Genomic DNA, 25,142 nt, shown 5'->3' with positions numbered 1-25,142 from the left:
CATGACGACGATCCGACTGACCGCCGCTCAGGCGATGGTGCGCTACCTATCGGCGCAGATGAACGAGGACGGCGACCGGTTTCTGGCCGGGTGCTGGGCCATCTTCGGCCATGGCAACGTCGCCGGGCTGGGCGAGGCGCTGCACGGGGCCAAGGACGACTTCCCCACATGGCGCGGCCACAACGAACAGACCATGGCGCATGCCGCCATCGCCTTTGCCAAACAGTCCCAGCGCAAGCGCGCGATGATGGTGACGTCGTCCATCGGCCCCGGAGCCACCAATATGGTCACCGCCGCCGCGCTGGCGCATGTGAACCGCCTGCCGGTCCTGCTGGTGCCCGGTGACGTCTTCGCCAACCGTGGCCCGGACCCGGTCCTGCAACAGGTCGAGGATTTCGGCGACGGCACGGTCTCTGCAAACGACTGTTTCCGTCCGGTGACGCGCTACTTTGACCGCATCTCCCGACCCGAGCACCTGCTCACCGCCCTGCCCCGCGCGATGGCCGTGCTGACCGATCCGGCCGCCTGCGGGCCGGTCTGCCTTGCCTTCTGTCAGGACGTGCAGGCCGAGGCCTATGATTATCCGCAGGCATTCTTTGAGCCGAAAACATGGTATCAGCGCCGCATCCGCCCGGATCATCACGAACTGCACCGCGTCGTGGACAAGATCCGCGCCGCCAAACGCCCGGTGATCATCGCCGGGGGCGGCGTGCATTACGCGGACGCCTGCGCCCAGTTGCAGGACTTTGCCGAGACGCACAACATCCCCGTGGTCGAAACGCAGGCGGGCAAATCGGCGCTGGCATGGGATCATCCGCTGAACCTTGGCCCCGTGGGCGTCACCGGCGCGGCTTCGGCCAACACCGCCTGCGGCGAGGCCGATCTGGTGCTGGGCGTCGGCACCCGGTTTCAGGATTTCACAACCGGGTCATGGTCGCTGTTCAAGACCCCCGGCCGGACCCTGATCAGCCTGAACGTCAACGCCTATGACGCGGAGAAACACGGCGCGCTGCCGCTGCAATCGGACGCAAAGACCGGCCTGACGGACCTGGCGCTGGAACTGGCCGACTACCGGGCCGAGGATGTGGACAGCGCCCTGAAAACCGACTGGTTCGCCGCTGTCGATCCGCTCACCGACGCGCCCACGGATGGCAACGCCCTGCCCACCGACATGCAGGTGATCGGCGCGGTCCAGCGGACCAGCGGCCCCGACACGGTGGTGATGTGCGCGGCGGGCACCATGCCCGGTGAGTTGCACAAACTGTGGAAGGCCCCGCGCCCCGGTGCCTATCACATGGAATACGGATTCTCCTGCATGGGCTATGAGATCGCCGGCGCCATGGGCATCAAGATGGCCCAACCGGACCGCGACGTGATCTGCTTTGCCGGGGACGGCACCTATATGATGGCCAATTCCGAGATGGCCACCGCCGTCATGATGGGGATCAAGTTCACCGTCGTCGTGACCGACAACCGCGGCTATGGCTGCATCAACCGGCTGCAAATGGGCACCGGCGGGGCCGAGTTCAACAACCTGCTGGACCACAGCGTGCACGAGACCCCCAGCAACATCGACTTTGCCGCACATGCCGCCAGCATGGGCGCGGCCTCTGTCCAAGTCTCGTCCATCGCCGAACTGGAGGACGCGCTGGCCCGTGCCAAAGAGGCGACCGGCCCCTTTGTCGTGGTCATCGACACCGACCCCTACCCGTCCACCCCGCATGGCGGATCGTGGTGGGAGGTGGCCGTTCCCGAGGTCTCGACCCGCGCCGAAGTCCAAGACGCCCGCAAGGGATATGAGGCAGCGTTGAAAGAGCGCGGCTGATCCGGATCCGTAGGCCGGGCTTAAGCCCGGCTTACCCCCCTCAATACTGGCCCAAAACTGGAAAGACACCACCATGAGCGTCAAGATCGGGATCTCTCCCATTGCCTGGCAGAACGACGACCTGCCCGACCTCACCGCCGCCTACACGATGGAACAGGCGCTGAAGGAAAGCCGCGAGATCGGCTATACCGGCGTCGAACGCGGCCAGCGGATGCCGCATGACACCGAAGGCCTGCGCGCCTACCTCGACAAATATGACATCGCGCTCTGCGGCGGCTGGTGCTCGGGCAACCTGCTGGTCAACGACGTGGCGCAGGAAATCGAGGCGGTGCGCCAGCAGGTCGACCAGTTTGTCGCCCTGAACAGCCCCTGCATCGTCTACGCGGAATGCTCGACCACCGTGCAGGGCCAGATCGGCACCCCGGTCAACAACCGCCCCAAACTGTCCAGAGACGAGGTGCTGGCCTATGCCGCCAAACTGTCCGAACTGGCCAAATGGATGGCGGATCAGGGCATGCCGATGGCCTACCATCACCACATGGGCTCGTTCTGCGAGGACGAAGACGATGTGAACTGGCTGATGGAAGGGTCCACGGACGCGGTCCAGCTGTGCTTTGACACCGGCCACCTGCTGTTCGGCGGCGGCGATGTGATGCGCACGCTGGATCGCTGGTCGCACCGCGTCAGACATGTGCATTTCAAAGACATCCGCCCGGATGTGGTCGCGGATGTGCGGGCCAACAACCGCTCGTTCCTCGACGCGGTGATCGCCGGTGCCTTCACCGTGCCCGGTGATGGCTGCATCGACTTTCAGGCCGTCGCGGACAAGCTGAAGGCAATGGACTACAACGGCTGGATCGTGGTCGAGGCGGAACAGGACCCGGCCAAGGCCCCGCCCTATGACTACTCGCAAAAGGGCTATCAGCACATCTTGCAGGTCTGCGCCAAGGCCGGCCTGGACATCGACGGGTAGAGCCATGAAAAACCGCGCAATGGACGTCCAGCACCCGTTTTTCCTGCCGCTCTGGCGGCGGATCGCAACCGTGGCGCTGTGCCTTGGCTGGGCGGGGCTGGAACTCAGCTGGGGCAACCCGCTCTGGGCCACGCTCTTTGCCGCCGTCGGCGTCTATTGCGCGCATCAGTTCTTTATCGCCTTCGACCCAGAGGCGATCCGCAAAAAGCACCCCGACGAAGGAGGATCGTCATGAAAGACATAGCCTATTTCGACGTCACCAGCTGTGACCTTGCCGAATTCGCGCGCCTGACAGGGCAAAGCCTGTCGCCCTCGGACCTGCGCTTTGCGTCGGCGGTGGACAAGAACGTGCCGGTCTACGACATGGCGGCCCTACAGGGGGTGCTGTCCGACCCGGTGCAACGGGCCGAACTGCTGGCCGAATGGGGCTTTGTGCTGGGCCGCTCGTCCGGGGTTCTGGCGCTGAAGGGGGCCTATGCCGACACCGCGCCCATCGACGCCGCCACCGCGATCTTTGAGCGGATCATAGCCCGCGAACAAGAGGCCGGCAAAGGCGCGGGCGACCATTTCGCCAAGGCGGGCAGCAATGCGCGGATCTGGAACGCGCTGCAAAAGCACTGCATCGAGGACCCGCAGGCCTTTGCGCTGTATTACGCCAACACGGCCATCGCCGCCGTCTGCGAGGCATGGCTTGGCCCCTTCTACCAGATGACCGCGCAGGTGAACCTTGTCCGCCCCGGCGGTCAGGCGCAAAGCGCGCACCGGGACTATCACCTAGGGTTCCAGACGGCGGAGGTCGCGGCGCGGTTCCCGGCCCATGTGCATGACCTGTCCTCGGTGATGACGCTGCAAGGCGCCGTGGCCCATTGCGACATGCCGATCGAAAGCGGCCCGACCAAGCTGCTGCCGTTCTCGCAGCTGTTCCGCCCCGGCTACATGGCCTACCGGCGCGACGATTTCCGCGAGTATTTTGAAGAGAACTGCATTCAACTGCCGCTGGCCAAAGGCGACGCGGTGTTCTTCAACCCGGCGCTGTTCCACGCCGCCGGAGAGAACCGCAGCAGCGGCATCCAGCGCATGGCCAACCTGCTCCAGATCTCCTCGGCGCTGGGACGGGCGATGGAAACCATCGACCGCACGGCCATGTGCCGCGCCCTCTACCCGGCGGTTCAATCGCTCAGGGCGCAGGGCGCGCTGGATGACACCGGCCTCAATGCCGCCATCGCCTCTGCCGCCGAGGGCTATTCCTTCCCCACCAACCTCGACAATGACCCACCCTTGGGCGGACTTGCCCCCGAAACCCAGAACGCCCTGTTCCACCGCGCGCTGGCCGAGGGCCTCTCGACAGAGGACTTCGCCGCCGCGCTGGACGCCCAGAACGCCCGCCGACAGCCCTGACCGGAGACCCGCCATGAGCCTGCTGCACCGCAAACCCAACGCCACCACCGGCAAGGTCCATGAAGTGACCGTCACCAATGCCCGCACACCCGACAGCCCCGACTGGGGTTACGTCGGCTTTGACCTCTGGCGCCTGACCGCCGACCAGCGCGCCGAAGGCCAGACCGGCGACCGCGAGGTGATCCTTGTCCTTGTCGAAGGCAAGGCCCACATCAGCGGCGGCGGGCATGACTTCGGCGAACTGGGCGACCGCATGACCGTCTTCGACAAACGCGCGCCCCACGCGATCTACCTGCCCGCAGGCGCAGACTGGACCGCAACCGCCACCACCGATTGCACGCTGGCGGTCTGCTCCGCCCCGGCCATCGCCGACTACCCGGCGGCGCAAATCGGCCCCGAGGGGATCGAGATGGTGGACCGTGGCAAAGGCACCAACACCCGCCACATCCACCCCATCGCGATGGAGGAACGCGACGTCGCCTCCTCGCTGCTGGTGACAGAGGTCTACACCCCCGCCGGCAACTGGTCCTCCTACCCGCCGCACCGTCATGACGAGGACAACTTCCCGAACATGACCTACTTGGAGGAAACCTACTACCACCGCCTCAACCCCGCCCAAGGCTACGGCCACCAGCGCGTCTTCACCGAAGATGGCAGCCTCGACGTCACCCTCTCGGTCTCCGATCACGACGTGGTTCTGGTGCCCAAAGGCCACCACCCCTGCGGCGCCCCCTACGGCTATGAGATGTACTACCTCAACGTCATGGCCGGACCGCGGCGCAAATGGCGCTTCCAGAACCACCCGGACCACGACTGGATCGCCCGGCGCGACGCCTGACAGGTTGCTTTGGGGTATTTGGACAGAGAAGAAACCACAGGCGCGCGCCCCAGCTTCTTCTTTGTAAAAATACCCCAAAACGCCGCCGCCTCCGGCGATATCCCTAATAATGAGCGCACCGCCGCCCGAGTGCCCGGCCAAAGGCGGGGCACGAGACATCCAGCGCGCCGCAGGCGCCCCGCTTACTCCGGCAGCAACTTGCCGGGGTTCAGGATGTTCTGCGGGTCCAGCGCCGCCTTGACCGCGCGCATCATGTCCAGCGCGACCGGATCCTTGCGCCGCGCCATCGAGGGGCGCTTGAGCAGTCCGATGCCGTGTTCGGCGGAAAACGAGCCGCCCAGCGACAGCACCACATCCTCGACCGCCTCCATCACCGCATCCTTGACCGCCGCGTCGCCGATCCAGACCGTGTAGTGCACATTGCCATCGCCAAGATGCGCGACAACCATGGCCTGCGCCTGCGGGTCGATGGCCGCCACCCGCGCGTCGGCCTGCGCCAGAAAGGCCTCGACCTTGTCCAGCGGCACAGAGACATCGTTGTTGACCAGCGGCTTGTGGGACAAAGAGACCTCTGCCGCCGCCTCACGCAGGGCCCACATCGCGCCGCGCTGGGTGTCGTTCTGGGCCACCACCGCATCCAGCACCGCGCCCGCCTCCAGCAGATCGCCCAGCACCTCTTCGAGGTAGCCCGACAGCGGCACCTGTCCGTCCGCGCCCGGTGTCACGTCGCGCGGCGCGGTCGCCCCCAGTTCGACAAGGATGTTGACCTCATGGTCGGTGCCAAAGACCTGCGGCGCGTCGGGAAACATCCGCGCATGCGCCTGCATGTAGCGGCGCGGCATGTATTCAAAGGCCTCGACCGCCCCGCCGGTCAGATCCTGCAAGCGGTTCAGCACCTCCAGCGCGCCGGACAGCGTTTCGGTCGCCACCATCGCCGTCGCATAGGCGCGCGGGTGCGGCACCAGTTTCAGCACCGCGCGGGTGATGATCCCCAGCGTCCCCTCAGAGCCGATCAGCAGGTGGCGCAGGTCATAGCCGGTGTTGTTCTTGTGCAATTCGGACATCAGGTCGACGACGCGGCCATCCGCCAGCACCGCCTCGACCCCCAGCACCAGATCGCGGGTGTTGCCATAGCGCAGCACGTTGGACCCACCCGCATTGGTCGCCAGCAGCCCGCCGATCCGGGCAGAGCCGCGCGCGCCGAAGGTCATCGGAAAGCTCAGCCCCTCTGCCTCGACTGCTTTGTGCAGATCGCTCAGGATCACCCCGGCCTGCACCACCGCCAGCCGGGCGGGGGCACGGATGTCCTCGACGGCGTTCATCCGGTCCAGCGACAGCATGACCGCGCCTTCGCCGTAGCTGCCCCCGGCCAGCCCGGTCAGACCAGAGACCGGCACCACCGGCACCCGCGCCTCGGAGGCGGCCTTGACGACGGCCGAAACTTCGGCGGTGCTGCGGGGTCGGGCCACGCAGAGCGGCGTCCAGGCGAATTGCCCGGTCCAGTCGTGCGACCATGCGGCCATATCGTCGCCGATCAGGACACCGGCCGCGTCCAGAATTCCGTGCAACCGGTCCAGCAGGCTCATTCAGGCACCTCAAAGGTCAGCGAGGCCCACAGGCTTTCCCATGCCGGGTCCGTGTCGCCGCTGACCTCCAGTTCGCGCATCACAACCGCGTCGACAAGGTAGAAATGACCCGGTTTGACCTCGACCGTCGTCCGTCCCTGATCGTCGGTGCGGTACAGGCGGATCGTGACGACGCCGTCTGCGTCGCGTTCGAACAGTTCCACCTGCACATCGGCGCGCGGTGCGCCCTGATACAGCACGCGCACCGGAAACCCGCCGGACAGGTCATCGGTATAGGGGTTCGCCTCGGCCACGATTTCGGTCAACAGACCCACCTCGCGGTCCGACCCGGCACCGTCGCCCAGCGCGACAAGGCTTTTGGCGTGGCGCGAATAGCGTTCGTACACCCGTTCCTGCCCCAGACCGCGTTCCAGATGCCGGTCGATAGCCCAGGTAAAATCCTTGTGTTCGCAGAAGTTTGTGAACTTTTCCCACTCTCGGTAGGTCAGGCTGTAGTCGCGGGTGACATGCACGATGGTCGCCAGCCCGCTGCCTTCGGGCACCATGTTCAGCGCCGGTTTGTCGCCCAGCCGCCCCTCGACCGGCTGCACGCCCGCGTCGGTGACAATCTCGAACCGGGTGAAGTTCTGCGGGTTATAGCTGTAGGTTGCGCCCTTGAGTTCTGTCCCGACAAGGGTTTGCGCCATCACCGGCGCGCCCTCCGCCAGTTCGAAATCCTGCGGTTCGATCCAGAACTCATGCGCAGAAAGCGGTGAGGCCAGCACGGCCAGCGCCCATGTCAGATGGTTCAGGTGGGTCAGGTGGCGTCTCATGTGGCGTTCCTTTTGGCTGCCGTTGGCGTCAATCTAGTGCCCCTTGCGGCCGCCGCAACGGGTCACGCCATGCGGCGCAGCCGGTTTTCATGCCATGCCGCGCAGCCGGTTTTCCATGTCGCCCGCCAGTTCCCCGACCCGCCGACGGAACCGCTTGTCGAGGCCGCCGCGCGCCAGTTTTATGGATTGCAGGAACAGCCGTGCCGACAGGGTCCGTGCGCTCAGCACCGTGCTGACGTTGATCCGCGTGCGGCTGGGCGACAGCGCCACCACATCCAGCGTCAACACCATCGCCAGGCCGCCCGACACGCTGTCAAAGACCATGCGCTCTGGCGGGTCGTAGGTCGACAGCGTCACCTCCGCGGCGCGCCGTTTGCCCCGAAACTGAAACGTCGCCCGCCAGGCCATGCCCGCGCCGGGGCCATCGTGGGTGCGGGTGATCTCTGTCCCGCGCCGCATCGCCTGCCGTTCGATCTTGTCGAAATCCGACAACATGGCAAAGACCCGGTCCTGCGGGGCTTCGATATCTTCGCGTGCGGTCAGTTCCATGTGCTTGCTCTCGCCTCTTTTTCCGGCCTGTGCGGTTCAGTTTCCGGGCCGATTTCCGGCACTCTACCCCAACAGCGGTATCAGTCCAATCTATCCGCCATCCAGCGGCGCAACATGAAATGCGCAATTGCCCCTTTTCGGGCGGGCAGCAGATCGGGCCGCCGCCCCGCCGCCGCCTCTGCGACGTCCTCCCGCGTGACCCAGATCGCATCTTCCAGTTCCGCCGGATCGATGGTGATGTCCTCGCTCAGCGCCTCGCCGTGACAGCCGAACATCAGCGAGGCCGGAAAGGCCCAGGGCTGGCTGGCAAGATAGCGGACGGCACCGACGCGGATGCCCGCCTCTTCCCAGACCTCGCGGCGCACGGCGGCCTCTATCGTCTCACCCGGTTCGACAAACCCGGCAAGGCAGGAATACATCCCCTGCGGCCACCCCGGAGAGCGGCCCAGCAGCGCGCGGTTGCCACGGGTGATCAGCATGATCACCACCGGATCGGTGCGCGGGAAATGTTGCCCGCCGCAGGCCGGGCAGATCCGCTGCCATCCGGCCTGATGCATCTCGGACGCGGCCCCGCAGCGCGAGCAATAGGCGTGGCTGGCGTGCCAGCCGAACACCGCCTTCGCCGTCGCCACCAGTTCCGCGTCGCGCGGGGTCAGTTGCGTCATGATCCGCCGCAGCTCGGCAAAGCGGCCTTCGGGGCAGGTGGCATGGCGGTATTCGCTGGGATCAAGGAAAGAGGCCTGCGCCTCGGCGTCGAAATCCTCCGGCACCCAGCCAGAGATATCGTGCGCAAAGACCGCCGCCCCGTCCTCACGCCCCAACAGGATCGGCGGGCTGCCCGCCTCTGACAGGATCGGGTGATCCAGCGGCAGGCGCATCGCGGACAACGACTCATCCCCGGCCACCAGCGGCTTGCCCCACCAGATCAGCACCGTCCGCGCCGCCGGGTCCTGCATCGCCGCCGCCAGCGCGCCGACGTCGCCCCGGATTTCTGCCGCCCGGTCCAGCCCCGAACCGCCGAACGTCACCTCTTCCGCGTGTCTCATGCCCGTCCCCGCTGTTGCTGGCCGCAACCTGCCCATTGCGCGTCTGAAATGCAAACCGGCGGCACGATTATCTTTGGTACAATGCCACGGCCTCGCTAGTGTTGACTTCTGATATGCGTGACTGTCATGCGACTGTAGGAAAAGAGGTGCATGGGGGTCGCCAGACCGCAACACGAAAGGTTTCCCATGTCCTTGCCCAACGCCCCCCTTTCGCGCCGCCAGTTTCTGGCTGGCACCACGGCCGGAGCCGCCTTGATCACGCTGCACCCCTTTTCCGCAAACGCGGCGACCAATCAGGCCCATCTCCGGATCATGGAGACGACGGACATTCACGTCCACGTCCACCCTTACGACTATTACGCCGACCGCCCCGTCGACACCCTCGGCCTGTCGCGCACCGCCTCGATCATCGACGGCATCCGCGCCGAGGCGACCAACACCCTGCTGGTGGACAACGGCGACTTTCTTCAGGGCAACCCGATGGGCGACTACATCGCCTATGAGCGCGGCATGAAAGAGGGCGACATGCACCCGGTCATCACCGCGATGAACACGCTGGGCTTTGACGCCGCGACCATCGGCAACCATGAGTTCAACTACGGCCTCGACTTCCTGACCAAATCCATGGCCGGGGCCGATTTCCCGGTGGTTCTGGCCAACATCGCCAAGACGAAGGGCGCGACCGCGCGTGAGGATGAGACCCTGTTCACGCCCTATGTCATCCTTGACCGGATGCTGACCGATGGCGCGGGCGAAACCCATGCCATCAAGATCGGCGTGATCGGCTTTACCCCGCCGCAGGTCATGAACTGGGACCGCAAGCACCTTGAGGGCAACGTGAGCGCCCGCGACATCGTCGAGACCGCTCGCGCATACGTGCCGGAAATGCTGGAACAGGGCGCGGAAATCATCGTTGCCCTGTCGCACTCGGGCATCGGCGCGGCCGACCACAGCGACGGCATGGAAAACGCAAGCGTCCCGCTGGCGGCGGTTGAGGGCATCGACGCCATGATGACCGGGCATTCGCACCTTGTCTTCCCCTCGCCCACCTATGCGGATTACGCCGCTGTCGACGTGGACGCGGGCACGATCCACGGCAAACCCGCCGTCATGGGCGGCTTCTGGGGCTCGCACATGGGGCTGATCGACCTGCTTCTGGAACGCGACGGCAATACATGGCGCGTGGTCTCCACCACGTCCGAGGCGCGGCCCATTTCCAAGCGCAATGAGGACCGCAGCTATACCGCGCTGGTCGAGGACTATCAGCCGGTGATCGAGGCCACCCAGCAGGACCACGACGAAACGCTGGCCTATGTGCGGCGCGCCGTGGGACAGACCTCGGCCCCGCTGCACAGTTACTTTGCGCTGGTGGCCGATGATCCCTCTGTCCAGATCGTGTCGATTGCCCAGAAATGGTACATCGAACAGATGATGCAGGGCACCGAATATGAGGGCCTGCCCATCCTTTCCGCCGCCGCCCCGTTCAAGGCCGGTGGCCGCGGCGGGCCAGAGTATTACACCGATGTCGCCCCCGGCGCGGTGGCGATCAAGAACGTCGCCGACCTGTACCTGTACCCCAACACCGTCCGCGCGGTGAAGGTGACCGGCGCGCAGGTCAAGGACTGGCTGGAACGCTCTGCCGGGATGTTCAATCAGGTCGCTCCGGGTGCGCAGGACGCGGTTCTGCTGAACCCGTCCTTCCCGTCCTACAACTTCGACGTGATCGACGGGGTGACCTACCAGATCGACCTCAGCCAGCCGTCTAAATTCGGTCCCAAGGGAGAGCTGGAAAACCCCGAGGCCAACCGCATCGTCGATCTGGCCTACAATGGCGCGCCGGTGACCGATGACATGGAATTCATCATCGCCACCAACAATTATCGCGCCTCGGGCGGCGGCGATTTCCCCGGTGCCAAGGGCGACACCATCATCTTCGAGGCCCCCGACACCAACCGCGACGTGATCGTGCGCTATATCGTCGAACAGGGCACCATCAACCCCTCGGCAGATGCCAACTGGTCGTTCAAACCGATGGAGGGCACCAGCGTGCTGTTCGAAACCGGCCCCAAGGCGCGCGACTTTATCAGCGACGTCAAGGCCGTGACCATCGAGGACGCAGGCGAGGGCGCAGACGGTTTCGCCCTGTTCCGCATCAACCTGTAAGATCGCGACATATCTTGTGACGGCGGGCGGCTTTCGGGCCGCCCGTTGCCGTTGTACGCCACAGCCAGACCCAAAGCAGGACCACCCATGCCCTATGACGCCGTGATCTTTGACCTTGATGGCACGCTGCTGGATACCGAAAGGATGGCCTTTGTCTCTGGCCAGCGCGCCCTTGCGCGGCACGGGCTGGCCCTGACCGAACCGCTGTTCTTGCGCCTTGTCGGGAACGACGCCGTTACCAACCGCGCCATGCTGAAGGACCATTTCGGCGATCACGACTTTGACGCCATCGACGCCGACTGGCAGGCAGAGGATCGCCAGTTGGCAGAGGCGGGCATTCCTCACAAACCGGGGGCCGTGGCGCTGTTGACCCAACTGGCGGCACAAGGGACGCCCAAGGCCATCGCCACCTCATCCCGCCGCACCGGCGCGGAACACAAGCTGGCGAAATCGGCGCTTGCGGTGCATTTTGACGTGGTGGTCACGCGCGATTGCGTCACCCGCGCGAAACCCGCGCCAGAGCCGTTCCTTCTGGCCGCGCAACGCCTTGGCGTCGATCCGCGCCGCTGCCTTGCCTTTGAGGACAGCAATACAGGGGCCAAGGCCGCCTTTGCCGCCGGAATGACCGTGGTGCAGGTCGCGGATCTGGTGCGGCCCACGGGCCAGCACGCCCATCACCTTGCTGATGACCTGTTGAGCGGGGCGGAAATGGCCGGATTGCTCAGAAAGTAATGTTGCGCAAATCGCGCGCCTCGCCTACGCCACAGGACACTGTTGGGTGACTAGGGGTGCGCCATGTTTCGCTTTCTTCTCGGTATGATTGCCATGGCGCTGATCGCCGCGTTTTTCACCAAACCGGGGCCAGAGGCGGCACAGGACGCGCTGCGCGACCAGATCCAACTGGCGGTGGCCAACGAAAAACTGGACAGCCGCTCCGGTCTCGACGCGGCGGCGCTGTTGCTCTGCCGGGTGGACCCCAAGGCCTGCACCGATCTTCTGGTCTCGGGCATCGAGATGACCTACGAGGACCGCCACCTTTACGCCCGCGTGGATCTGAACGGCTACAAGATGACCGCCACCTGCTACGGTGCCTACACCCAGCTCTTCTGCCCCGGCGGACTGGTCCGGGAGTAACCTCGCGTGACGCCGTAGGCCGCCCGTAGGCCGCCCGTAGGCCGGGCTTAAGCCCGGCACAACCGTCACCGCGACACGGCACCACCGGCACCCTCTCAACCCGGCAAAATCCTTAACGCCAGGTAAAAACGCCTCTGTAACCCATTGATCTTACACAGCCCCCCGGCTGTCCACGCGTGGACAGCCCTAAATCCGCGCCTGATACAGCTTCACCTGAAGCCCTCCAAAAGACACCGGCGGCCCCGCCGTCAGGTTCAATCCCGTCGCCTTGGCCAGCCCCCCGTCAGAGGTCACCATCCCCAGCCGCCAGCCACCAAAACGCTCCTTCAGCACGGCCCCAAGGCTGCCATAGAGGGCAAACAACAGCTTTCGATTGCCAATCCGCGCCCCATACGGCGGGTTCACCATGACCAACCCCGGCGGCCCCTCCGGACGTATCAAATCACTGACGGCGGCACGGGTGAAGCTGCACAAATCCCCAACCCCGGCCCGCTCGGCATTGGCCACGCTGCTGCGGATCGCCCCATCATCCCGATCAGACCCATAAAACCGCTGCGCCACGTCGCGCCGCTCGCCCAGCGCGGTCGCGGGCAGCTCCAGCGCGAGTTTCTCAAAGGCAAAGCCCCGCGCCCGCCCCGGTGCCAACCCCGCCGCAATCTCTGCCGCCTCGATCACAAACGTGCCCGACCCGCACATCGGATCGACCACCGTTTCTGTCCCGTCATAGCCACAGGCCCGCAAGAACAGTGAGGCCAGCGTCTCCCGCATCGGGGCCTTGCCCACCTGCTGCTTGTACCCGCGCCGATGCAGCGGCTCACCCGAGGTATCGACGGAAAAGACCGCCAGATCATCCTCGATCCGCACCATGATCTTCAGGGCCTCATCCGAGGCTTCCTTCAGGACCGGCGCGCCAACCGTCTCGGCGATGGCCGTCTCCACCCGCTGCCGCGCGGCGCGGTCGTGATAGATTTTCGAGTTGCGGCACGTCACCTCGACCCGCACCGGAACATCCGCCCGCAACAGCGCTGCCCAGTCCAGCTTGCGCGCGCGCTTGTCCAGCTGCGCCAGATGCATGACCCGGAACGCCGCGAACCGCGCCAGCACCCGCCCCGCCCCGCGCAACTCACGATTGGCCCGCGCCACCTCGGCCCAGTCCCCTTGAAAAGTCACGCCGCCCGGCACCTGCACGGGCGTGCCAAACCCCGCCGCCTGCACCTCTGCCAGCAGATAGGGTTCCAGCCCCGGAGGGGCGCTTGCGAATATCTCGAACGTCTGATCCATCCCGCTTCATAGCGCCCCGCAAGCCCGAACGGGAGAGGCCATCGCACCCATTGCATATTCGATCCAAGGGCCCTAAATAGAGCGTCGAGAGGTTGTGCGGGCAAGCGCCTCGCCAACCCGGTCAGATCCGGAAGGAAGCAGCCGTAACGGGACCCGCTTGGGTCGTTGCAATCTCTCACCATCAGCGGCCCGGTGCGCAAGCGCCGGGCCGATGTCGTTTCTGAAGATCGCTGAACTGCCCTAGCCTGACCGCGCGTGGCGCACAAACGGCACCGGCTCGCGCTCTGCGCGCAGCGACCAGTTGCGCTGCCACGGTTCCAGACGGGCCGCCCCCTGCACCGCTTCCAGCCGCTCTTCGGCCTCGTCCGGGGCCTCTCCGGCCTCGATCATCAGGCGCAGGGCCACCATGCCTGCCCGGCCGCGCCCGTCGCGGCTGTTGATCATCACCCGGCCACCGCCCAGCAGCGCCTTGCGGACCTGCGTGCTGATCCGCGGCCAGTCCTCTTCGACATTGGCATTGGGGGCCTCACCGCGTTTGATCGGCAGATGCACCCAGCGCGTGCCCTTGTCCTGAATATCCTGCCCCAGCGCCTTGGCCCCCGCCTCCAGCAGTTCGACGTGCGACACCAGCGAGATCACAAAGGCGGGGCGAAAACTGGACAGGTGATCAAGGTCGCCGCGATAGTCGCCGCGCGCGCCCGGCAAAGGCGACAGCGCCAGAATCCCGCCCCCTGTCGGCAGGACATGCAGAACAACCGAGCCGGACGCATCCGCGCTTGCCTGATCCTCCTCGACCATGTCCCATACTCCCCGAAACAGCAGCAACGGCACCGGACCGCCCCCACGGCCGCGGAATTCCGCCGACCAAAAGCATACACGCCCCGGACCGATGTCCTAGCGATTCGATCCCGCGAATCCGGCCATTCCGGGCCGGATTCGCGGGGGTTGCGGTCGGTTTTTCACGTACTGCGTTCAGAATGCAACGGAACCGCCGGTTCGTGAACGCGATAGACCTAGACGACCTGACCGGGGTGACGGTCGGCCCAATCCTCCAGAACGGCCCGGATGTCTTCGCGCGCCGCCTGCGCGATGGCGTGCCGGGGAAGTGCGACACCGTGGTGCAGCGCAAGCTCCAGACAGGCGATGTGATCGCGGCTGTCGCGGTCGGGTGCGTTCTCGGCCCCGTGCAGGATGGTCGACAGCAATGTGCCGCCGTAGCGGTTCACATGGCTGAGGTCGGGGCGCAGGCTGAGGACATACGCCATGACCTCTGGCAGTCCTTCCCAACCGGCCAGTTGCACCGGCGTCACACCCTCACCGTTGGGCGCATCCCACGGCAGACCCAACGCCATCAGCCTGCGCAGATGCGGCAGGCGGTCCGGCAGGTGCAGGATCTCGTTGACGATCAGCCGATAAGCTTTCGGCAGTTTGTCCGGGTCGATGTACTGGCCGGGGCTGTCGTGCCCCTCTGCCGCGCGGGCCAGCAGCGTTTCTTCGGGCGATAGCGCGTGCTGCGCGCCACGCGCCTCGATCGCCTGCCAGACCGCCGGGTTGCCGTAGACGCGGGCATAGGCGTAGGCGCTGGCCCCCTGATAGCTGCGGGCGGGGTCGGCCCCCGCGTCCAGCAACAGTTCGACCATCCGGCGATCACAGCCCCGTCGCGCCGCCTGATGCAGGGCGGGCACCACCCAAGGCTGTTCACCGCCGACCTCGGCGTCGTTGTAGTCGTCCGCCTTGGCCCCGTGCGCCAACAGCATCTCGACCGCCGTATGATCGTGGAAATCCATCGCCCGCAGCAGCGCGTTGGTCCCCTTGGGATCGGCCCCGGCCTGCAACAGCATCGACAGCCCCTCATGATGGCCCAGTTCGGTCGCGTGATAGAGCGACTCGCCATCGTTCGGATCGGCCCCGTGGTCCAGCAGCCAGCGGCCCAGCACCATGTTGTCCGCGTGCCCGATGGCCCCGTACAGCGCCGACAAAAGGTGATCGTCGCCCTCTGCAAAAGCATAGCCGTCGTTCATGTCCGCCCCATGTGCCAGCAGCATTTCGGCCACCGCCAGCATGTCGGACTCCAGTTCCGAATGCACCTTGATCCAGCGCGAAAAGGCAAGGTGCAGGATAGGGCGGCGCGGCCCGGCAAGGCGGGTCGCAAGGCCGGGGTCACGCGCCAGCGCCGCCGCGACTGCCTCTCGCCGGTAAAGCGCGCATTCGAGGCCAAACAGTCCATCGGCAAGGTCCGGGGTATCGGCCAGCAGGGTTTCCACCAGCGCCGTCTGGCCGTGAAACAACGCAATCTTCAGGCGTTGTTGTTTGGCGGCCCGGTCCAGCCCCACGGTTTCTGCCGCCAGCTTCAGCTTGGGCCAACTGGCAAAGCCGGTCTCCTGCGCGATCACATGCAGGAAATCGGCGCGTTTGAGATCAACTGTGGCGTGTCGGGGTGGGTGCTGTTTCAGGCGCTGAACGGCCCAGACTTCGCGGGCGGCATAGGCGCGGTGCAGGCGCTTGGCCTCTATCCGCAGGTCATCAAGCACAAGGGGGACGTCGGGTGACATCGGTCGGTTTCCTCCATCAACGCCCGTGATCCGCTGGTCGGGCAAGAGAGAACCGAATTTTCAGTGAAAATTCGTCTATGGCCGGCGCAGGCGCTTTCCGCGGATCAGGAGGCCCCCGGCGATCGGCCCTGCCCGTTTTCTGCCGTGCGGGGCGCGGCAAATCAAGCCCCGCCGCGCAGAAAACCTTACAAACGGTCGGTGTCGAAGGTGTTGCACTGGTTCGGATCGCCCTGCTCGTACCCGGTCACAAACCAGCGTTGCCGCTGCTCTGAGGTGCCGTGGGTAAAGGTATGCGGCTGCGGCACCCGCCCGGCGCGCTTCTGCAAATGGTCGTCGCCGATCTTGCGCGCCGCGTTCAACGCCTCTTCAAGGTCGCCCTTTTCCATCAGGCCCGCGACATTGCGCGCCCAGACGCCGCTCAGGCAATCGGCCTGCAATTCCAGCCGCACGGTCAGGGCGTTGGCCTCGCGTTCGCCTACCTTCTGGCGGGCGGCGTTGACCTGCCCCAGAATACCCAATTCATTCTGGACATGGTGCGCGACCTCATGCGCGATCACATAGGCCGCGGCGAAATCTCCCCCCGCGCCCAGTTGCTGTCGCATGGTGGCAAAGAAATCGGTGTCCAGATAGGCCTTTTCATCCGCCGGGCAGTAGAACGGCCCGGTCGCGCCAGAGGCATTGCCACAGGGGCTGGAGGTGACTTGCGAAAACAGCACCATCACCGGCGGGTCGTAGGGTTTGCCGAAGGCCTGCGGGAAAATCCCGGTCCAGACCTCTTCTGTCGTGGCCAGCACGCGGGCGCTGAACTCACCGGCCTGCTGTTCGGCCTCTGTCAACGCGCGCGGGGCACTGGTCTGCTGCGGCTGCGCACCGCCATTGAGCAGCGGGGTCACGTCGATGCCGGTGAAATAGCCCACCGCCAGCACAAACAGCACGCCGCCGATGCCCAGCCCGCCGACCCCGGCCACACCCTTGCCGCCGCGCCCGCGACGATCCTCGATGTTCCGGCTGCGTTTTACATTTCTCAGGCGCATATCGCGTCTCCGCCCTGTCCCCGTTCCGTTTCAAACGCCGCAAGATGCGCCCCGGTTCCCCGAATGCGCCCCCAACGCCTTGCGGTTTGCCCCGCCGACCCGATACCTTCGCCGCGTCGCCATAAGGACACCCCATGACCGACTCGCCCGCCTATCAGGTGCTCGCCCGCAAGTACCGCCCCGAGACCTTTGCCGACCTAGTCGGTCAGGACGCCATGGTGCGCACCCTGAAGAACGCCTTCGCGGCGGACCGCATCGCCCAAGCCTTTATCATGACCGGCATCCGCGGCACGGGGAAAACCACCACCGCCCGGATCATTGCCAAGGGCATGAACTGCATCGGCCCGGATGGTGAGGGCGGCCCGACGACCGACCCCTGCGGCCAGTGCGAACACTGCGTGGCGATCATGGAAGGCCGCCATGTCGACGTGATGGAAATGGACGCCGCGTCGCGCACCGGCGTCAACGACATCCGTGAAATCATCGACAGCGTGCATTACCGGGCGGCCAGCGCGCGCTACAAGATCTACATCATCGACGAGGTTCACATGCTGTCCAAAAGCGCGTTCAACGCGCTGCTGAAGACGCTGGAAGAACCGCCCGCCCATGTGAAATTCATCTTCGCCACGACAGAGATCCGGCAAGTACCGGTGACGGTTCTGTCCCGTTGCCAGCGGTTCGACCTGCGCCGGATCGAACCCGAGGACATGATCGCCCTGATGCGCAAGATCGCCGCCGCCGAGGGGGCAGAGATCACCGACGACGCGCTGGCGCTGATCACCCGCGCCGCCGAGGGATCGGCCCGCGATGCGACATCCTTGCTGGACCAGTCCATCTCACACGGGGCGGGCGAGACCACCGCCGATCAGGTGCGCGCCATGCTGGGTCTGGCCGACCGGGGCCGGGTCATGGACCTGTTTGAGCGTATCATGCGCGGCGATGCGGCGGGCGCTTTGGAGGAACTGTCGGCGCAATATGCCGACGGGGCCGATCCGCTGGCGGTGCTGCGCGATCTGGCGGAACTCACCCACTGGATTTCCGTGGTCAAGATCACCCCCGAAGCGGCCGAAGACCCCACCGTCTCCCCGGATGAGCGCGGGCGCGGGCAATCCTTTGCCGACGGGCTGGGCATGCGGGCCTTGGCGCGGGCATGGCAGATGTTGCTGAAGGCCATCGAAGAGGTCTCCAACGCGCCCTCGGCCATGATGGCCGCAGAGATGGCGGTGATCCGGCTGACCCATGTGGCAGAGGGCCCCACCCCGGATGAGTTGATGCGCAAGCTGGCCGACAGCCCGCCGCCGCCCGCGCCCACCGGCGGCCCGCAAGGCGGCGGACCTGCGTCCGGCGCAGGACCGCAAGCGATGGCACCGCGCGCGCCCTCGGCGCGAGGTGCCTCTGGCGGCGCAGTCACCGCCGCCGCCCCGGACGCGGTCGAGGCACTGGCCCGCTACCCTTCTTTCGATCATGTGCTGGAACTGATCCGCTCCAACCGCGACGTCAAACTGCTGGTCGAGGTCGAGGCCGGCGTCCGCCTTGCCGCCTATCAACCCGGACGGATCGAGTTCACGCCCGCCACCGACGCCGCAAACGACCTTGCGCAGCGGCTTGGCAGCGCGCTGCAACGCTGGACCGGCAACCGCTGGGCGGTGACGCTGGTGAACGGCTGCGACACGCCAACCGTGGTGGAAACCCGCGACGCGGCGGAACTGGCGCTGCGGGCAGAGGCCCGCGAGCACCCATTGGTGCAGGCCGCCATCGCCGCCTTTCCCAAGGCGACAATCACCAATATCCGCACCTCGCAGGAGGCCGCGACCGAGGCGCTGGAAGAGGCGCTGCCAGAGGTCGAGGACGAATGGGACCCGTTCGAGGAATGAGGGCAGGCCCGCGCGCACCGGCCCCCTTGCCCGCGCTGGCGCTGCTCTGGCCCTCACCTGCGCTGGCCGGGGTCTGCGACACCGAACGCCCCGGCTGGGACGGCACGCCTGCCAATGCCATCAGCGAGGCGCTGTTTCTTGCCTCTTCCCTGCCTGCCGCCGCATTGATCGTCGCCACCGCCCTTGCCGTGCGCTTGCGCAGCAAATGGGGCGGGCTGGCCGTCGTCAGTGGCTGGTCAATCCTGATCTCTCTGCGGGTGTTTGACACGGACCCGACCGGCATCCGGCAAATGGCGACAATAGAGGGCTGCATCGGGTCGCCCACCTTGTTCATCGGCCTTGTGACTGCGATATGTATAGCAACAATCCTGTATACCGCCCCGATGGATCGGCGGACCAACGACTAGGAGAACTGACGATGCTGAAAGGTTTGGGCGGGCTTGGCGACATGGCCAAGATGATGAAACAGGCGCAGGAAATGCAGGGCAAGATGGCCCAGATGCAGGAAGATCTGGCCAATATGACCGTCACCGGCGAATCCGGTGCCGGGCTGGTCAAGGCCACCGCCACCGCCAAGGGCGAGCTGACCGGGCTGGAAATTGACCCCAGCATCTTTGTGCCTTCGGAAAAAGAAGTGGCCGAGGATCTGATCTTGGCCGCCATCAAGGACGCGCAGGCCCGCGCAAGCGAGCGCGCTCAGGCCGAGATGCGCGCCCTGACCGAACAGATGGGCCTGCCCGCCGACATGAAACTGCCCTTCTGACCCATGCCAAAACCGATCCGGGGTTTCGCGCGCGCGGCACTCGCCTCTTTTGTCTTGCTTGTCGCCGCACCCGCTGCGCAGGCGCAGGCATGGGCCACGCGTGAGGTCTGCGAGCCGCCCCGGATCGCCATCCATGATGAGGTCTTTGCCCCCGAGGGGGCAGCGGAACTGGCCCGGCGCGCGGCCCTGATCCCCAATGCCACCGGGCGGTTCTGGCGCATCACCGCACCCAGTGGCGGCACGTCCTACCTGTGGGGCACCATGCACAGCAGCCACCGCAGCGTGCTGGACCTGCCGCAGCCGGTGCTGGACGCGCTGCACGGCGCATCACAGGTCGCGCTGGAAATCGACCCGACCTTTCCCGACCGCGCCAGCCATGAAAATTTCATCCGCAGCAACGACGTCTACCGTCCCACGCAATCGAATTTCCGCTTTGCCGACCTCGGCCTGCCGGGGGACATCGAAAACAATCTTGGCATTCGGCTGGAATCGCTGGGCTGGCCGCGCGAGTCGCTCGACCTGCTGAAATTCGGTACCCTCGCCGAATTGCTGCTGTTTGACCCCTGCGAGGATTTCGCCGCCGGGGTGCTGCCCACGCAAGACAGCTATATCCAGACGCTCGCCCATATCGAGGGCATCCCGATCCTGCCGCTGGAAGACAGCGACCGCCTCTCGCAAAAGCTGAACACCCCCGGCAATGAGGGGTTGGCCCGCGCAATCATCGGCACCTACGCCATCTACCTGACGCCCGGCGCCACACCAGAGGCGCGCGCCACCGCCCTTGGCCTGTACGCCGAAGGCCGGGTCGGGATGATGATGGTCTGGGACCATGCGCAGGTCAGCGCCGCACTGGGCAATGAGGGGCCCGCGTTATACGCCCGGATGACCGATTATCTGGTGGATGAACGCAACGCCGATTTTGTGACCGCCGCGCGCGATGCGCTGACGCAGGGCGGCCTGTTTGTCGCTGTCGGCAATTTCCACCTGCCCGGCGACAAGGGCATGATCGAACTGCTGCGCGCCGAGGGGTTTGAGGTCAGCCGCATCCCCCTGCCCGGCGAGGCCCGCTGACATGATCCGCAATTCCAACCCCATCGAAACGCTGATCGATCTCATGGCGCGGCTGCCCGGTCTTGGGCCACGCTCGGCCCGCCGGGCGGTCCTGCACCTGATCCGCAAACGCGCGCTGCTGCTGGCCCCCTTGGCCGAGGCCATGACAGAGGTCGCCCGCACCGCCCGCGAATGCCTGAACTGCGGCAATGTCGGCACCTCCGACATCTGCACGATCTGCGCCAACGAGGCGCGCGCCAACGGGCTGCTCTGTGTGGTCGAAGAGGTCGCCGACCTGTGGGCGATGGAACGCAGCGGCACCTTCAAGGGGCGCTATCATGTGCTGGGCGGCACCCTGTCGGCGCTGGACGGCGTCGGCCCCGAGGACCTGCGCATCCCGCAACTGATGCGCCGGATCGGGGCAGAGAATGTGACCGAGGTCATCCTTGCGCTGAACGCCACCATCGACGGCCAGACCACCGCGCATTACATCGCCGACCAGCTGGAACCGCTGGGCATCACGCTTAGCTCGCTGGCGCAGGGCGTGCCCATTGGCGGCGAATTGGATTACCTCGACGATGGCACCATCACCGCCGCGCTGAACGCCCGCAAACCGCTCTGACCCGTTGCCAGCCTGCCGCATTTTCGGCGTTTGTGGGGGGCATGGTCTGGTTTAATCTTTTGGGCATTCCTACCTGACGCGCATCTCTCCCCGATGGAATAGTGCCATGCCCCGGACATCCCCGCTTGCCCTTGCTGCGCTGCTTGTCAGCCTCTCGACCCTCAGCGCCCATGCCGCGCCCATCGACGAAGCGCCGATTTCCTCACCCGACCGTTTGTCTCGTGAGATCGGAATGGGTGTCGGTGGCACCGTGCTGGATTTCCAGACCGACCGCGGCCCGTGGCTGGGCACCTATGCCAATGGCGGCACCATTGCGCCGGACAGCGCGCAGGGGGCCGATTACGCAACCCGTGGCCTGTCGATCGGCTATGGACTGGGCTGGCACGGCCTGTCGCCCTTCATCGGCTACGCGCAGGGACAAAGCGATCTGGACGATGGCGTGACGCAGACCCGCATCCGGTCCTATTTCATCGGCCTTGGCCTCAGCGGTGAGCGCGGGCGCTTTAGCTATGACGCCGCCCTTTATGCCGGGCGGACCCACAACAAGATCGAAAGCCCGGTGGCGCTGACGGGTGCCGCGGACTTTGACGGCCGGCTCTTGGGCCTCAGCCTGCGGGGCGGCAGCCTGCTCTGGCAAAACCCGACAGCGAACTACAGCGTGGATCTGGTGGTTCAGGGCGACTTTGTGCGCCACACAACCGAAAGCCACCCAATCACCGGCGTCCCCGGCGGGCGTGTGTCCGAACGCACCACGACAAGCTCTGCTTTGCGGTTTGAAATGGGCCTCCCGATGGAGCGCAACGGCGCGTCCATCCGGCCCTACCTTGCGCTGTCGGCCTTTGGCGGCACCCCGGATGACATTACCTTTTCAGTCGGCGGCACCAGCACCAGCTTTGACGCGGCGGACGTCAGCGGCGGCGGCGCGCTGTCCCTTGGCACCAGCTTTGTCACCGGCGGCAACGGCCTGAAAGGCCGGGTGGAACTGTCGCGCGATGCCGAGGGAGAGACCCTTTGGGGCCTGCGTCTGGGCATGGCGTTCTGAGCCCGCAAAGGCCAACAGCCCCATTCGTCATCCGCCGGGCCGACAATGCACAGCCGCGCCGCTTGGACTATGTGGCGACGTTATGCACCACGATGTTGAACCCCTCTGACGCAGTCGGGGCGACAAAATGTTTGGAAATCTGGCGGAACTGCTGTTCCGTCGCGGCAAACGGATGATCCCCTGCCGCATTGCGTTCATGCAATCTGGCCAGACAGACGTCATCCGGCACATCCAGCACATAAAGGACGTGCCGCGCGTTTGTCTGCTGCAGGATGCCGCGCATCCATTGGCGCGCTTCAAGGGTGTTCGCCTGAAAATCCAGAACCACCGAAATTCCCGCATTGAGCAATGACGCCACATGCGGCCCCACGACGCCCCGCAGCCTTGATGTACACCGGACGTAGTCCGCAATCGTTGACATCTGGTCTGGGTACAGAGCGTTCAGCCATTCGTCTTCGGCCATTGCAATCGTGCCGTCGGCGCGACCGAGTTCGGCGGATAACGTGGACTTTCCGGATGCGATTTTTCCACACATCAAGTGCAAGACAGGAAGCGTTGAGGACATGAGTAACCCAAGTGTTCGGCGCAATTTTCGTGAATGACGTTCAGGTAAGAATTTCCCGGCCCGGTTTCAGACCGGGATGGTAATTCGAATAAGGCGCGGACCGCCGCTGTTCTGAACGTTGTTTCTCATTCTGTGTAAATGGCACGCGAATTTTCAGGTGTCCATTGCAAGAGCGGTGGTCAGCCCTGCGCGACAGCGGCCGCAAAGTCCCGCAGACTTACCAAAAGAAACGCCCCCGCGGATATCCGCGAGGGCGTTTGGTGCAATGGGCGCGGCCCGCTCAGTTGACCTGTGCCTCTTATCCCGCAGGGGGGGGCATGGCAGGCACAGCCACGTGGCGCGGATCAGCTTTGTTTGTCGTCGTCCTCGTCTTCGTCGTCCTTGCCGCCTTCGGGCAGGTTGAAAAAGCTGTCGGCGTCCAGAAACTCGCTGTCGCTGCGGCGGTCTTCTTCGTCGTCGTCCTCGCCGCGCGGATCGGACAGGCTGAAGGTTTCCAGCCCCTCGATCGCGGACGGCAGACGCGGTTCCGGCTCCATCCCAAGGCTCTGCTCGGTCGAGACCAGCTTGCGCCGTTCATCGTCGGTCATCACGGCGGCCATGGCTTTGGCGGCCTTGGCAACGGCAGCATCCAGTTCGGACTGTTTGCACAGGCCCAGCGCCACCGGGTCAATCGGCTGCATCGCCTGAATGTTCCAGTGGGTCCGCTCACGGATGGTCTGAATGGTCGGCTTGGTGGTGCCGACCAGCTTGGCAATCTGGCTGTCCGCCAGTTCCGGGTGGAATTTCACCAGCCAAAGAATCGCGTTGGGCCGGTCCTGACGTTTCGACAGCGGGGTATAGCGCGGGCCGCGCCGCTTGTCCTCGTCGCGTGCCGCCGGGTTGTGCTTGACCTTCAGCCGGTAGAACGGGTCTTTCTCGGCCTTGTCGATCTCAACCTGATCCAGCTGGTTGTTGGTGATCGGGTCAAAGCCCTTGACCCCGACCGCCACATCGCCGTCGGCGATGCCCTGAATTTCCAACTCGTGGAATTCGGTGAAATCGGCGATCTGCTTGAAGGTCAGCGTGGTGTTGTCCACCAGCCAGACGGCGGTCGCCTTGGGGTGCAGCAGCTTGGACATCTCGTCATCATCTCCTTGGTCTTGCGGGCCGCTTCCATGCCTCTTGCCAGACCCAGAGCCAGTCGGGGCCAAGGGCGGCTCCGGCGGGCGGAGCGGGTTACCGTTGTCGGGGAACTCGGCGTCTATATAGTGACGCCGTGTCCAAAGGGGAAGTAAAAATGCGGTTGCTGCGTGTTCTGGTGCTGGGAATGGGTCTGTTTGGCGGAATGCTGCGGGCCGATGGTGAACGCGCCGGAGTGTTTGACTATTACGTGATGGCGCTCAGCTGGTCGCCAAACTGGTGCGCGCTGGAGGGTGACGCCCGCAACGCCGACCAGTGTGAGACCGATGCCGGATGGCTGCTGCACGGGCTCTGGCCGCAGTACCATCGCGGCTGGCCGGCCTTCTGCAACACCGTCGAACGCGCCCCCTCGCGCCAGATGACCTCAGCGATGGAGGACATCATGGGGTCCGGCGGGCTGGCGTGGCACCAGTGGAAGAAACACGGCGTCTGTTCAGGGCTGTCGGCCTCCCGATACTTTGACCTGTCGCGCGCGGCCTATGGCGCGGTAACGCGCCCGGAGGTCTTTCGCAAGCTGGACAAGACGGTCACATTGCCCGCCGAACTGGTCGAAGAGGCCTTTATCAAGGCGAACCCGGCGCTGGAGCCGGACATGATCACGATCACCTGCAAGGATGGCCATATCCAGGAGGTCCGCATCTGCCTGTCGCGGGATCTGGACCCGGTGCCCTGCGGTCAGGACGTGGTGCGCGATTGCAAGATGAAGGATGCCCGGTTTGAACCGGTGCGGTAAATCCGTTTCGTAAAATCAAGAACTTGCGAGCATGACTCCCGCCCCGCCCCGGTCGCGCGCCGTGATGTCCGTGCCGCAGGTTCGGGGATTTGGAGCCGGCAGATACCGACACCCGCGCGCATT

At 65.4% G+C, this 25,142-nt stretch carries 25 protein-coding genes and 1 other RNA gene; 16 read left to right on the top strand and 10 right to left on the bottom strand.

What is annotated here, in order from left to right; translation table 11 throughout:
* Position 1: 1 nt before the first annotated feature.
* The 5 genes from iolD (at position 2) to iolB (ending at position 5,034) form a co-directional block, all read left to right on the top strand.
* Positions 2-1,825 carry a 3D-(3,5/4)-trihydroxycyclohexane-1,2-dione acylhydrolase (decyclizing) gene (gene iolD, locus ACN0S5_RS15720; protein ID WP_417209680.1) on the top strand — a complete coding sequence of 608 codons (1,824 nt, stop codon included), beginning with the start codon at positions 2-4 and terminating at the stop codon, positions 1,823-1,825.
* A gap of 73 nt (positions 1,826-1,898) precedes the next feature.
* Complete coding sequence (gene iolE, locus ACN0S5_RS15715; RefSeq protein WP_417209679.1) at positions 1,899-2,798, top strand: myo-inosose-2 dehydratase; 900 nt, start codon at positions 1,899-1,901, stop codon at positions 2,796-2,798.
* A 4-nt stretch (positions 2,799-2,802) separates the two neighbouring features.
* A complete protein-coding gene (locus tag ACN0S5_RS15710) occupies positions 2,803-3,033 on the top strand; it encodes a hypothetical protein (RefSeq protein ID WP_417209678.1) in 231 nt (76 codons plus the stop codon).
* Positions 3,030-4,196, top strand: coding sequence for a phytanoyl-CoA dioxygenase family protein (locus ACN0S5_RS15705; RefSeq protein WP_417209677.1), 1,167 nt, complete (start codon positions 3,030-3,032; stop codon positions 4,194-4,196). The genes ACN0S5_RS15710 and ACN0S5_RS15705 overlap by 4 nt, the downstream gene beginning before the upstream one ends.
* Positions 4,197-4,209: 13 nt before the next feature.
* A complete protein-coding gene (gene iolB, locus ACN0S5_RS15700) occupies positions 4,210-5,034 on the top strand; it encodes a 5-deoxy-glucuronate isomerase (protein ID WP_417209676.1) in 825 nt (274 codons plus the stop codon).
* Between the two features lie 182 nt (positions 5,035-5,216).
* On the opposite strand, the gene ACN0S5_RS15695 is transcribed toward iolB, so the two are convergent.
* From ACN0S5_RS15695 to nudC, 4 genes are all read right to left on the bottom strand, one after another.
* Positions 5,217-6,620, bottom strand: coding sequence for an FAD-binding oxidoreductase (locus ACN0S5_RS15695; protein WP_417209675.1), 1,404 nt, complete (start codon positions 6,618-6,620; stop codon positions 5,217-5,219).
* Positions 6,617-7,432 carry a DUF4198 domain-containing protein gene (locus tag ACN0S5_RS15690; protein ID WP_417209674.1) on the bottom strand — a complete coding sequence of 272 codons (816 nt, stop codon included), beginning with the start codon at positions 7,430-7,432 and terminating at the stop codon, positions 6,617-6,619. The genes ACN0S5_RS15695 and ACN0S5_RS15690 overlap by 4 nt, the downstream gene beginning before the upstream one ends.
* Before the next feature lie 87 nt (positions 7,433-7,519).
* Entirely contained in the window at positions 7,520-7,981 is a 462-nt protein-coding gene (locus ACN0S5_RS15685; RefSeq protein ID WP_417209673.1) for an SRPBCC family protein, read from the bottom strand.
* 80 nt (positions 7,982-8,061) lie between these two features.
* Complete coding sequence (gene nudC, locus ACN0S5_RS15680; RefSeq protein WP_417209672.1) at positions 8,062-9,027, bottom strand: NAD(+) diphosphatase; 966 nt, start codon at positions 9,025-9,027, stop codon at positions 8,062-8,064.
* 186 nt (positions 9,028-9,213) lie between these two features.
* Here nudC and ACN0S5_RS15675 point away from each other — a divergent pair, with 186 nt between their 5' ends.
* The 3 genes from ACN0S5_RS15675 (at position 9,214) to ACN0S5_RS15665 (ending at position 12,324) form a co-directional block, all read left to right on the top strand.
* Positions 9,214-11,190, top strand: a complete 1,977-nt coding sequence (locus tag ACN0S5_RS15675) for a bifunctional 2',3'-cyclic-nucleotide 2'-phosphodiesterase/3'-nucleotidase (RefSeq protein ID WP_417209671.1) — start codon at positions 9,214-9,216, stop codon at positions 11,188-11,190.
* A gap of 87 nt (positions 11,191-11,277) precedes the next feature.
* A complete protein-coding gene (locus tag ACN0S5_RS15670; RefSeq protein WP_417209670.1) occupies positions 11,278-11,922 on the top strand; it encodes an HAD family hydrolase in 645 nt (214 codons plus the stop codon).
* 63 nt (positions 11,923-11,985) lie between these two features.
* Positions 11,986-12,324, top strand: a complete 339-nt coding sequence (locus ACN0S5_RS15665) for a hypothetical protein (RefSeq protein ID WP_417209669.1) — start codon at positions 11,986-11,988, stop codon at positions 12,322-12,324.
* Between the two features lie 186 nt (positions 12,325-12,510).
* On the opposite strand, the gene ACN0S5_RS15660 is transcribed toward ACN0S5_RS15665, so the two are convergent.
* Complete coding sequence (locus ACN0S5_RS15660; protein WP_417209668.1) at positions 12,511-13,605, bottom strand: THUMP domain-containing class I SAM-dependent RNA methyltransferase; 1,095 nt, start codon at positions 13,603-13,605, stop codon at positions 12,511-12,513.
* Positions 13,606-13,688: 83 nt separating this feature from the next.
* On the opposite strand from ACN0S5_RS15660, the gene ffs reads away from it, so the two are divergent.
* An RNA gene (ffs, locus tag ACN0S5_RS15655) (signal recognition particle sRNA small type) lies at positions 13,689-13,788 on the top strand.
* A gap of 57 nt (positions 13,789-13,845) precedes the next feature.
* Here ffs and ACN0S5_RS15650 read toward each other — a convergent pair.
* The 3 genes from ACN0S5_RS15650 to ACN0S5_RS15640 all read right to left on the bottom strand — a co-directional run bounded on the left by ACN0S5_RS15650 (position 13,846) and on the right by ACN0S5_RS15640 (position 17,191).
* Complete coding sequence (locus tag ACN0S5_RS15650; RefSeq protein WP_417209667.1) at positions 13,846-14,403, bottom strand: protein phosphatase; 558 nt, start codon at positions 14,401-14,403, stop codon at positions 13,846-13,848.
* A gap of 215 nt (positions 14,404-14,618) precedes the next feature.
* A complete protein-coding gene (locus ACN0S5_RS15645) occupies positions 14,619-16,157 on the bottom strand; it encodes an ankyrin repeat domain-containing protein (protein ID WP_417209666.1) in 1,539 nt (512 codons plus the stop codon).
* A 185-nt stretch (positions 16,158-16,342) separates the two neighbouring features.
* The gene (locus ACN0S5_RS15640; protein WP_417209665.1) at positions 16,343-17,191 is read right to left on the bottom strand and encodes a neutral zinc metallopeptidase; all 849 of its coding nucleotides are present in this window, start codon (positions 17,189-17,191) and stop codon (positions 16,343-16,345) included.
* 134 nt (positions 17,192-17,325) lie between these two features.
* On the opposite strand from ACN0S5_RS15640, the gene ACN0S5_RS15635 reads away from it, so the two are divergent.
* The 6 genes from ACN0S5_RS15635 (at position 17,326) to ACN0S5_RS15610 (ending at position 22,542) form a co-directional block, all read left to right on the top strand.
* A complete protein-coding gene (locus ACN0S5_RS15635; RefSeq protein WP_417209664.1) occupies positions 17,326-19,065 on the top strand; it encodes a DNA polymerase III subunit gamma/tau in 1,740 nt (579 codons plus the stop codon).
* On the top strand, positions 19,062-19,472 hold the full coding sequence (locus ACN0S5_RS15630) for a hypothetical protein (protein ID WP_417209663.1): 411 nt from the start codon (positions 19,062-19,064) through the stop codon (positions 19,470-19,472). Before ACN0S5_RS15635 ends, ACN0S5_RS15630 begins: the two co-directional genes overlap by 4 nt.
* A gap of 11 nt (positions 19,473-19,483) precedes the next feature.
* Entirely contained in the window at positions 19,484-19,828 is a 345-nt protein-coding gene (locus ACN0S5_RS15625; RefSeq protein WP_323766707.1) for a YbaB/EbfC family nucleoid-associated protein, read from the top strand.
* Positions 19,829-19,831: 3 nt separating this feature from the next.
* A complete protein-coding gene (locus tag ACN0S5_RS15620; RefSeq protein WP_417209662.1) occupies positions 19,832-20,899 on the top strand; it encodes a TraB/GumN family protein in 1,068 nt (355 codons plus the stop codon).
* Position 20,900: 1 nt separating this feature from the next.
* Complete coding sequence (gene recR, locus ACN0S5_RS15615; protein WP_417209661.1) at positions 20,901-21,500, top strand: recombination mediator RecR; 600 nt, start codon at positions 20,901-20,903, stop codon at positions 21,498-21,500.
* A 106-nt stretch (positions 21,501-21,606) separates the two neighbouring features.
* Positions 21,607-22,542: a hypothetical protein gene (locus ACN0S5_RS15610; RefSeq protein WP_417209660.1), complete on the top strand. Its 936-nt coding sequence runs from the start codon at positions 21,607-21,609 to the stop codon at positions 22,540-22,542.
* Positions 22,543-22,609: 67 nt separating this feature from the next.
* Here the strand turns inward: ACN0S5_RS15610 and ACN0S5_RS15605 are convergent, their stop codons facing one another.
* Entirely contained in the window at positions 22,610-23,077 is a 468-nt protein-coding gene (locus tag ACN0S5_RS15605) for an AAA family ATPase (RefSeq protein ID WP_417209658.1), read from the bottom strand.
* A gap of 374 nt (positions 23,078-23,451) precedes the next feature.
* Positions 23,452-24,225: a DUF1013 domain-containing protein gene (locus ACN0S5_RS15600; protein WP_417209657.1), complete on the bottom strand. Its 774-nt coding sequence runs from the start codon at positions 24,223-24,225 to the stop codon at positions 23,452-23,454.
* Between the two features lie 158 nt (positions 24,226-24,383).
* Between ACN0S5_RS15600 and ACN0S5_RS15595 the strand changes: the two genes are divergently transcribed.
* Positions 24,384-25,019: a ribonuclease T2 family protein gene (locus ACN0S5_RS15595; protein WP_417209655.1), complete on the top strand. Its 636-nt coding sequence runs from the start codon at positions 24,384-24,386 to the stop codon at positions 25,017-25,019.
* The last annotated feature ends 123 nt before the right edge of the window (positions 25,020-25,142 follow it).

The sequence above is a fragment of the Antarctobacter sp. genome, from assembly GCF_048262615.1.
In the GTDB taxonomy this organism is placed as follows: Bacteria; Pseudomonadota; Alphaproteobacteria; order Rhodobacterales; family Rhodobacteraceae; genus Antarctobacter.
Note: the sequence above shows the minus strand (reverse complement) of the source record. Positions and strands in the feature narration are given on the sequence as shown.

Coding starts and splice junctions, on each gene's coding strand:
- iolD (WP_417209680.1), top strand. CDS start 2: ATGACGACGATCCGACTGACCGCCGCTCAGGCGATGGTGCGCTACCTA.
- iolE (WP_417209679.1), top strand. CDS start 1,899: ATGAGCGTCAAGATCGGGATCTCTCCCATTGCCTGGCAGAACGACGAC.
- ACN0S5_RS15710 (WP_417209678.1), top strand. CDS start 2,803: ATGAAAAACCGCGCAATGGACGTCCAGCACCCGTTTTTCCTGCCGCTC.
- ACN0S5_RS15705 (WP_417209677.1), top strand. CDS start 3,030: ATGAAAGACATAGCCTATTTCGACGTCACCAGCTGTGACCTTGCCGAA.
- iolB (WP_417209676.1), top strand. CDS start 4,210: ATGAGCCTGCTGCACCGCAAACCCAACGCCACCACCGGCAAGGTCCAT.
- ACN0S5_RS15695 (WP_417209675.1), bottom strand. CDS start 6,620: ATGAGCCTGCTGGACCGGTTGCACGGAATTCTGGACGCGGCCGGTGTC.
- ACN0S5_RS15690 (WP_417209674.1), bottom strand. CDS start 7,432: ATGAGACGCCACCTGACCCACCTGAACCATCTGACATGGGCGCTGGCC.
- ACN0S5_RS15685 (WP_417209673.1), bottom strand. CDS start 7,981: ATGGAACTGACCGCACGCGAAGATATCGAAGCCCCGCAGGACCGGGTC.
- nudC (WP_417209672.1), bottom strand. CDS start 9,027: ATGAGACACGCGGAAGAGGTGACGTTCGGCGGTTCGGGGCTGGACCGG.
- ACN0S5_RS15675 (WP_417209671.1), top strand. CDS start 9,214: ATGTCCTTGCCCAACGCCCCCCTTTCGCGCCGCCAGTTTCTGGCTGGC.
- ACN0S5_RS15670 (WP_417209670.1), top strand. CDS start 11,278: ATGCCCTATGACGCCGTGATCTTTGACCTTGATGGCACGCTGCTGGAT.
- ACN0S5_RS15665 (WP_417209669.1), top strand. CDS start 11,986: ATGTTTCGCTTTCTTCTCGGTATGATTGCCATGGCGCTGATCGCCGCG.
- ACN0S5_RS15660 (WP_417209668.1), bottom strand. CDS start 13,605: ATGGATCAGACGTTCGAGATATTCGCAAGCGCCCCTCCGGGGCTGGAA.
- ACN0S5_RS15650 (WP_417209667.1), bottom strand. CDS start 14,403: ATGGTCGAGGAGGATCAGGCAAGCGCGGATGCGTCCGGCTCGGTTGTT.
- ACN0S5_RS15645 (WP_417209666.1), bottom strand. CDS start 16,157: ATGTCACCCGACGTCCCCCTTGTGCTTGATGACCTGCGGATAGAGGCC.
- ACN0S5_RS15640 (WP_417209665.1), bottom strand. CDS start 17,191: ATGCGCCTGAGAAATGTAAAACGCAGCCGGAACATCGAGGATCGTCGC.
- ACN0S5_RS15635 (WP_417209664.1), top strand. CDS start 17,326: ATGACCGACTCGCCCGCCTATCAGGTGCTCGCCCGCAAGTACCGCCCC.
- ACN0S5_RS15630 (WP_417209663.1), top strand. CDS start 19,062: ATGAGGGCAGGCCCGCGCGCACCGGCCCCCTTGCCCGCGCTGGCGCTG.
- ACN0S5_RS15625 (WP_323766707.1), top strand. CDS start 19,484: ATGCTGAAAGGTTTGGGCGGGCTTGGCGACATGGCCAAGATGATGAAA.
- ACN0S5_RS15620 (WP_417209662.1), top strand. CDS start 19,832: ATGCCAAAACCGATCCGGGGTTTCGCGCGCGCGGCACTCGCCTCTTTT.
- recR (WP_417209661.1), top strand. CDS start 20,901: ATGATCCGCAATTCCAACCCCATCGAAACGCTGATCGATCTCATGGCG.
- ACN0S5_RS15610 (WP_417209660.1), top strand. CDS start 21,607: ATGCCCCGGACATCCCCGCTTGCCCTTGCTGCGCTGCTTGTCAGCCTC.
- ACN0S5_RS15605 (WP_417209658.1), bottom strand. CDS start 23,077: ATGTGTGGAAAAATCGCATCCGGAAAGTCCACGTTATCCGCCGAACTC.
- ACN0S5_RS15600 (WP_417209657.1), bottom strand. CDS start 24,225: ATGTCCAAGCTGCTGCACCCCAAGGCGACCGCCGTCTGGCTGGTGGAC.
- ACN0S5_RS15595 (WP_417209655.1), top strand. CDS start 24,384: ATGCGGTTGCTGCGTGTTCTGGTGCTGGGAATGGGTCTGTTTGGCGGA.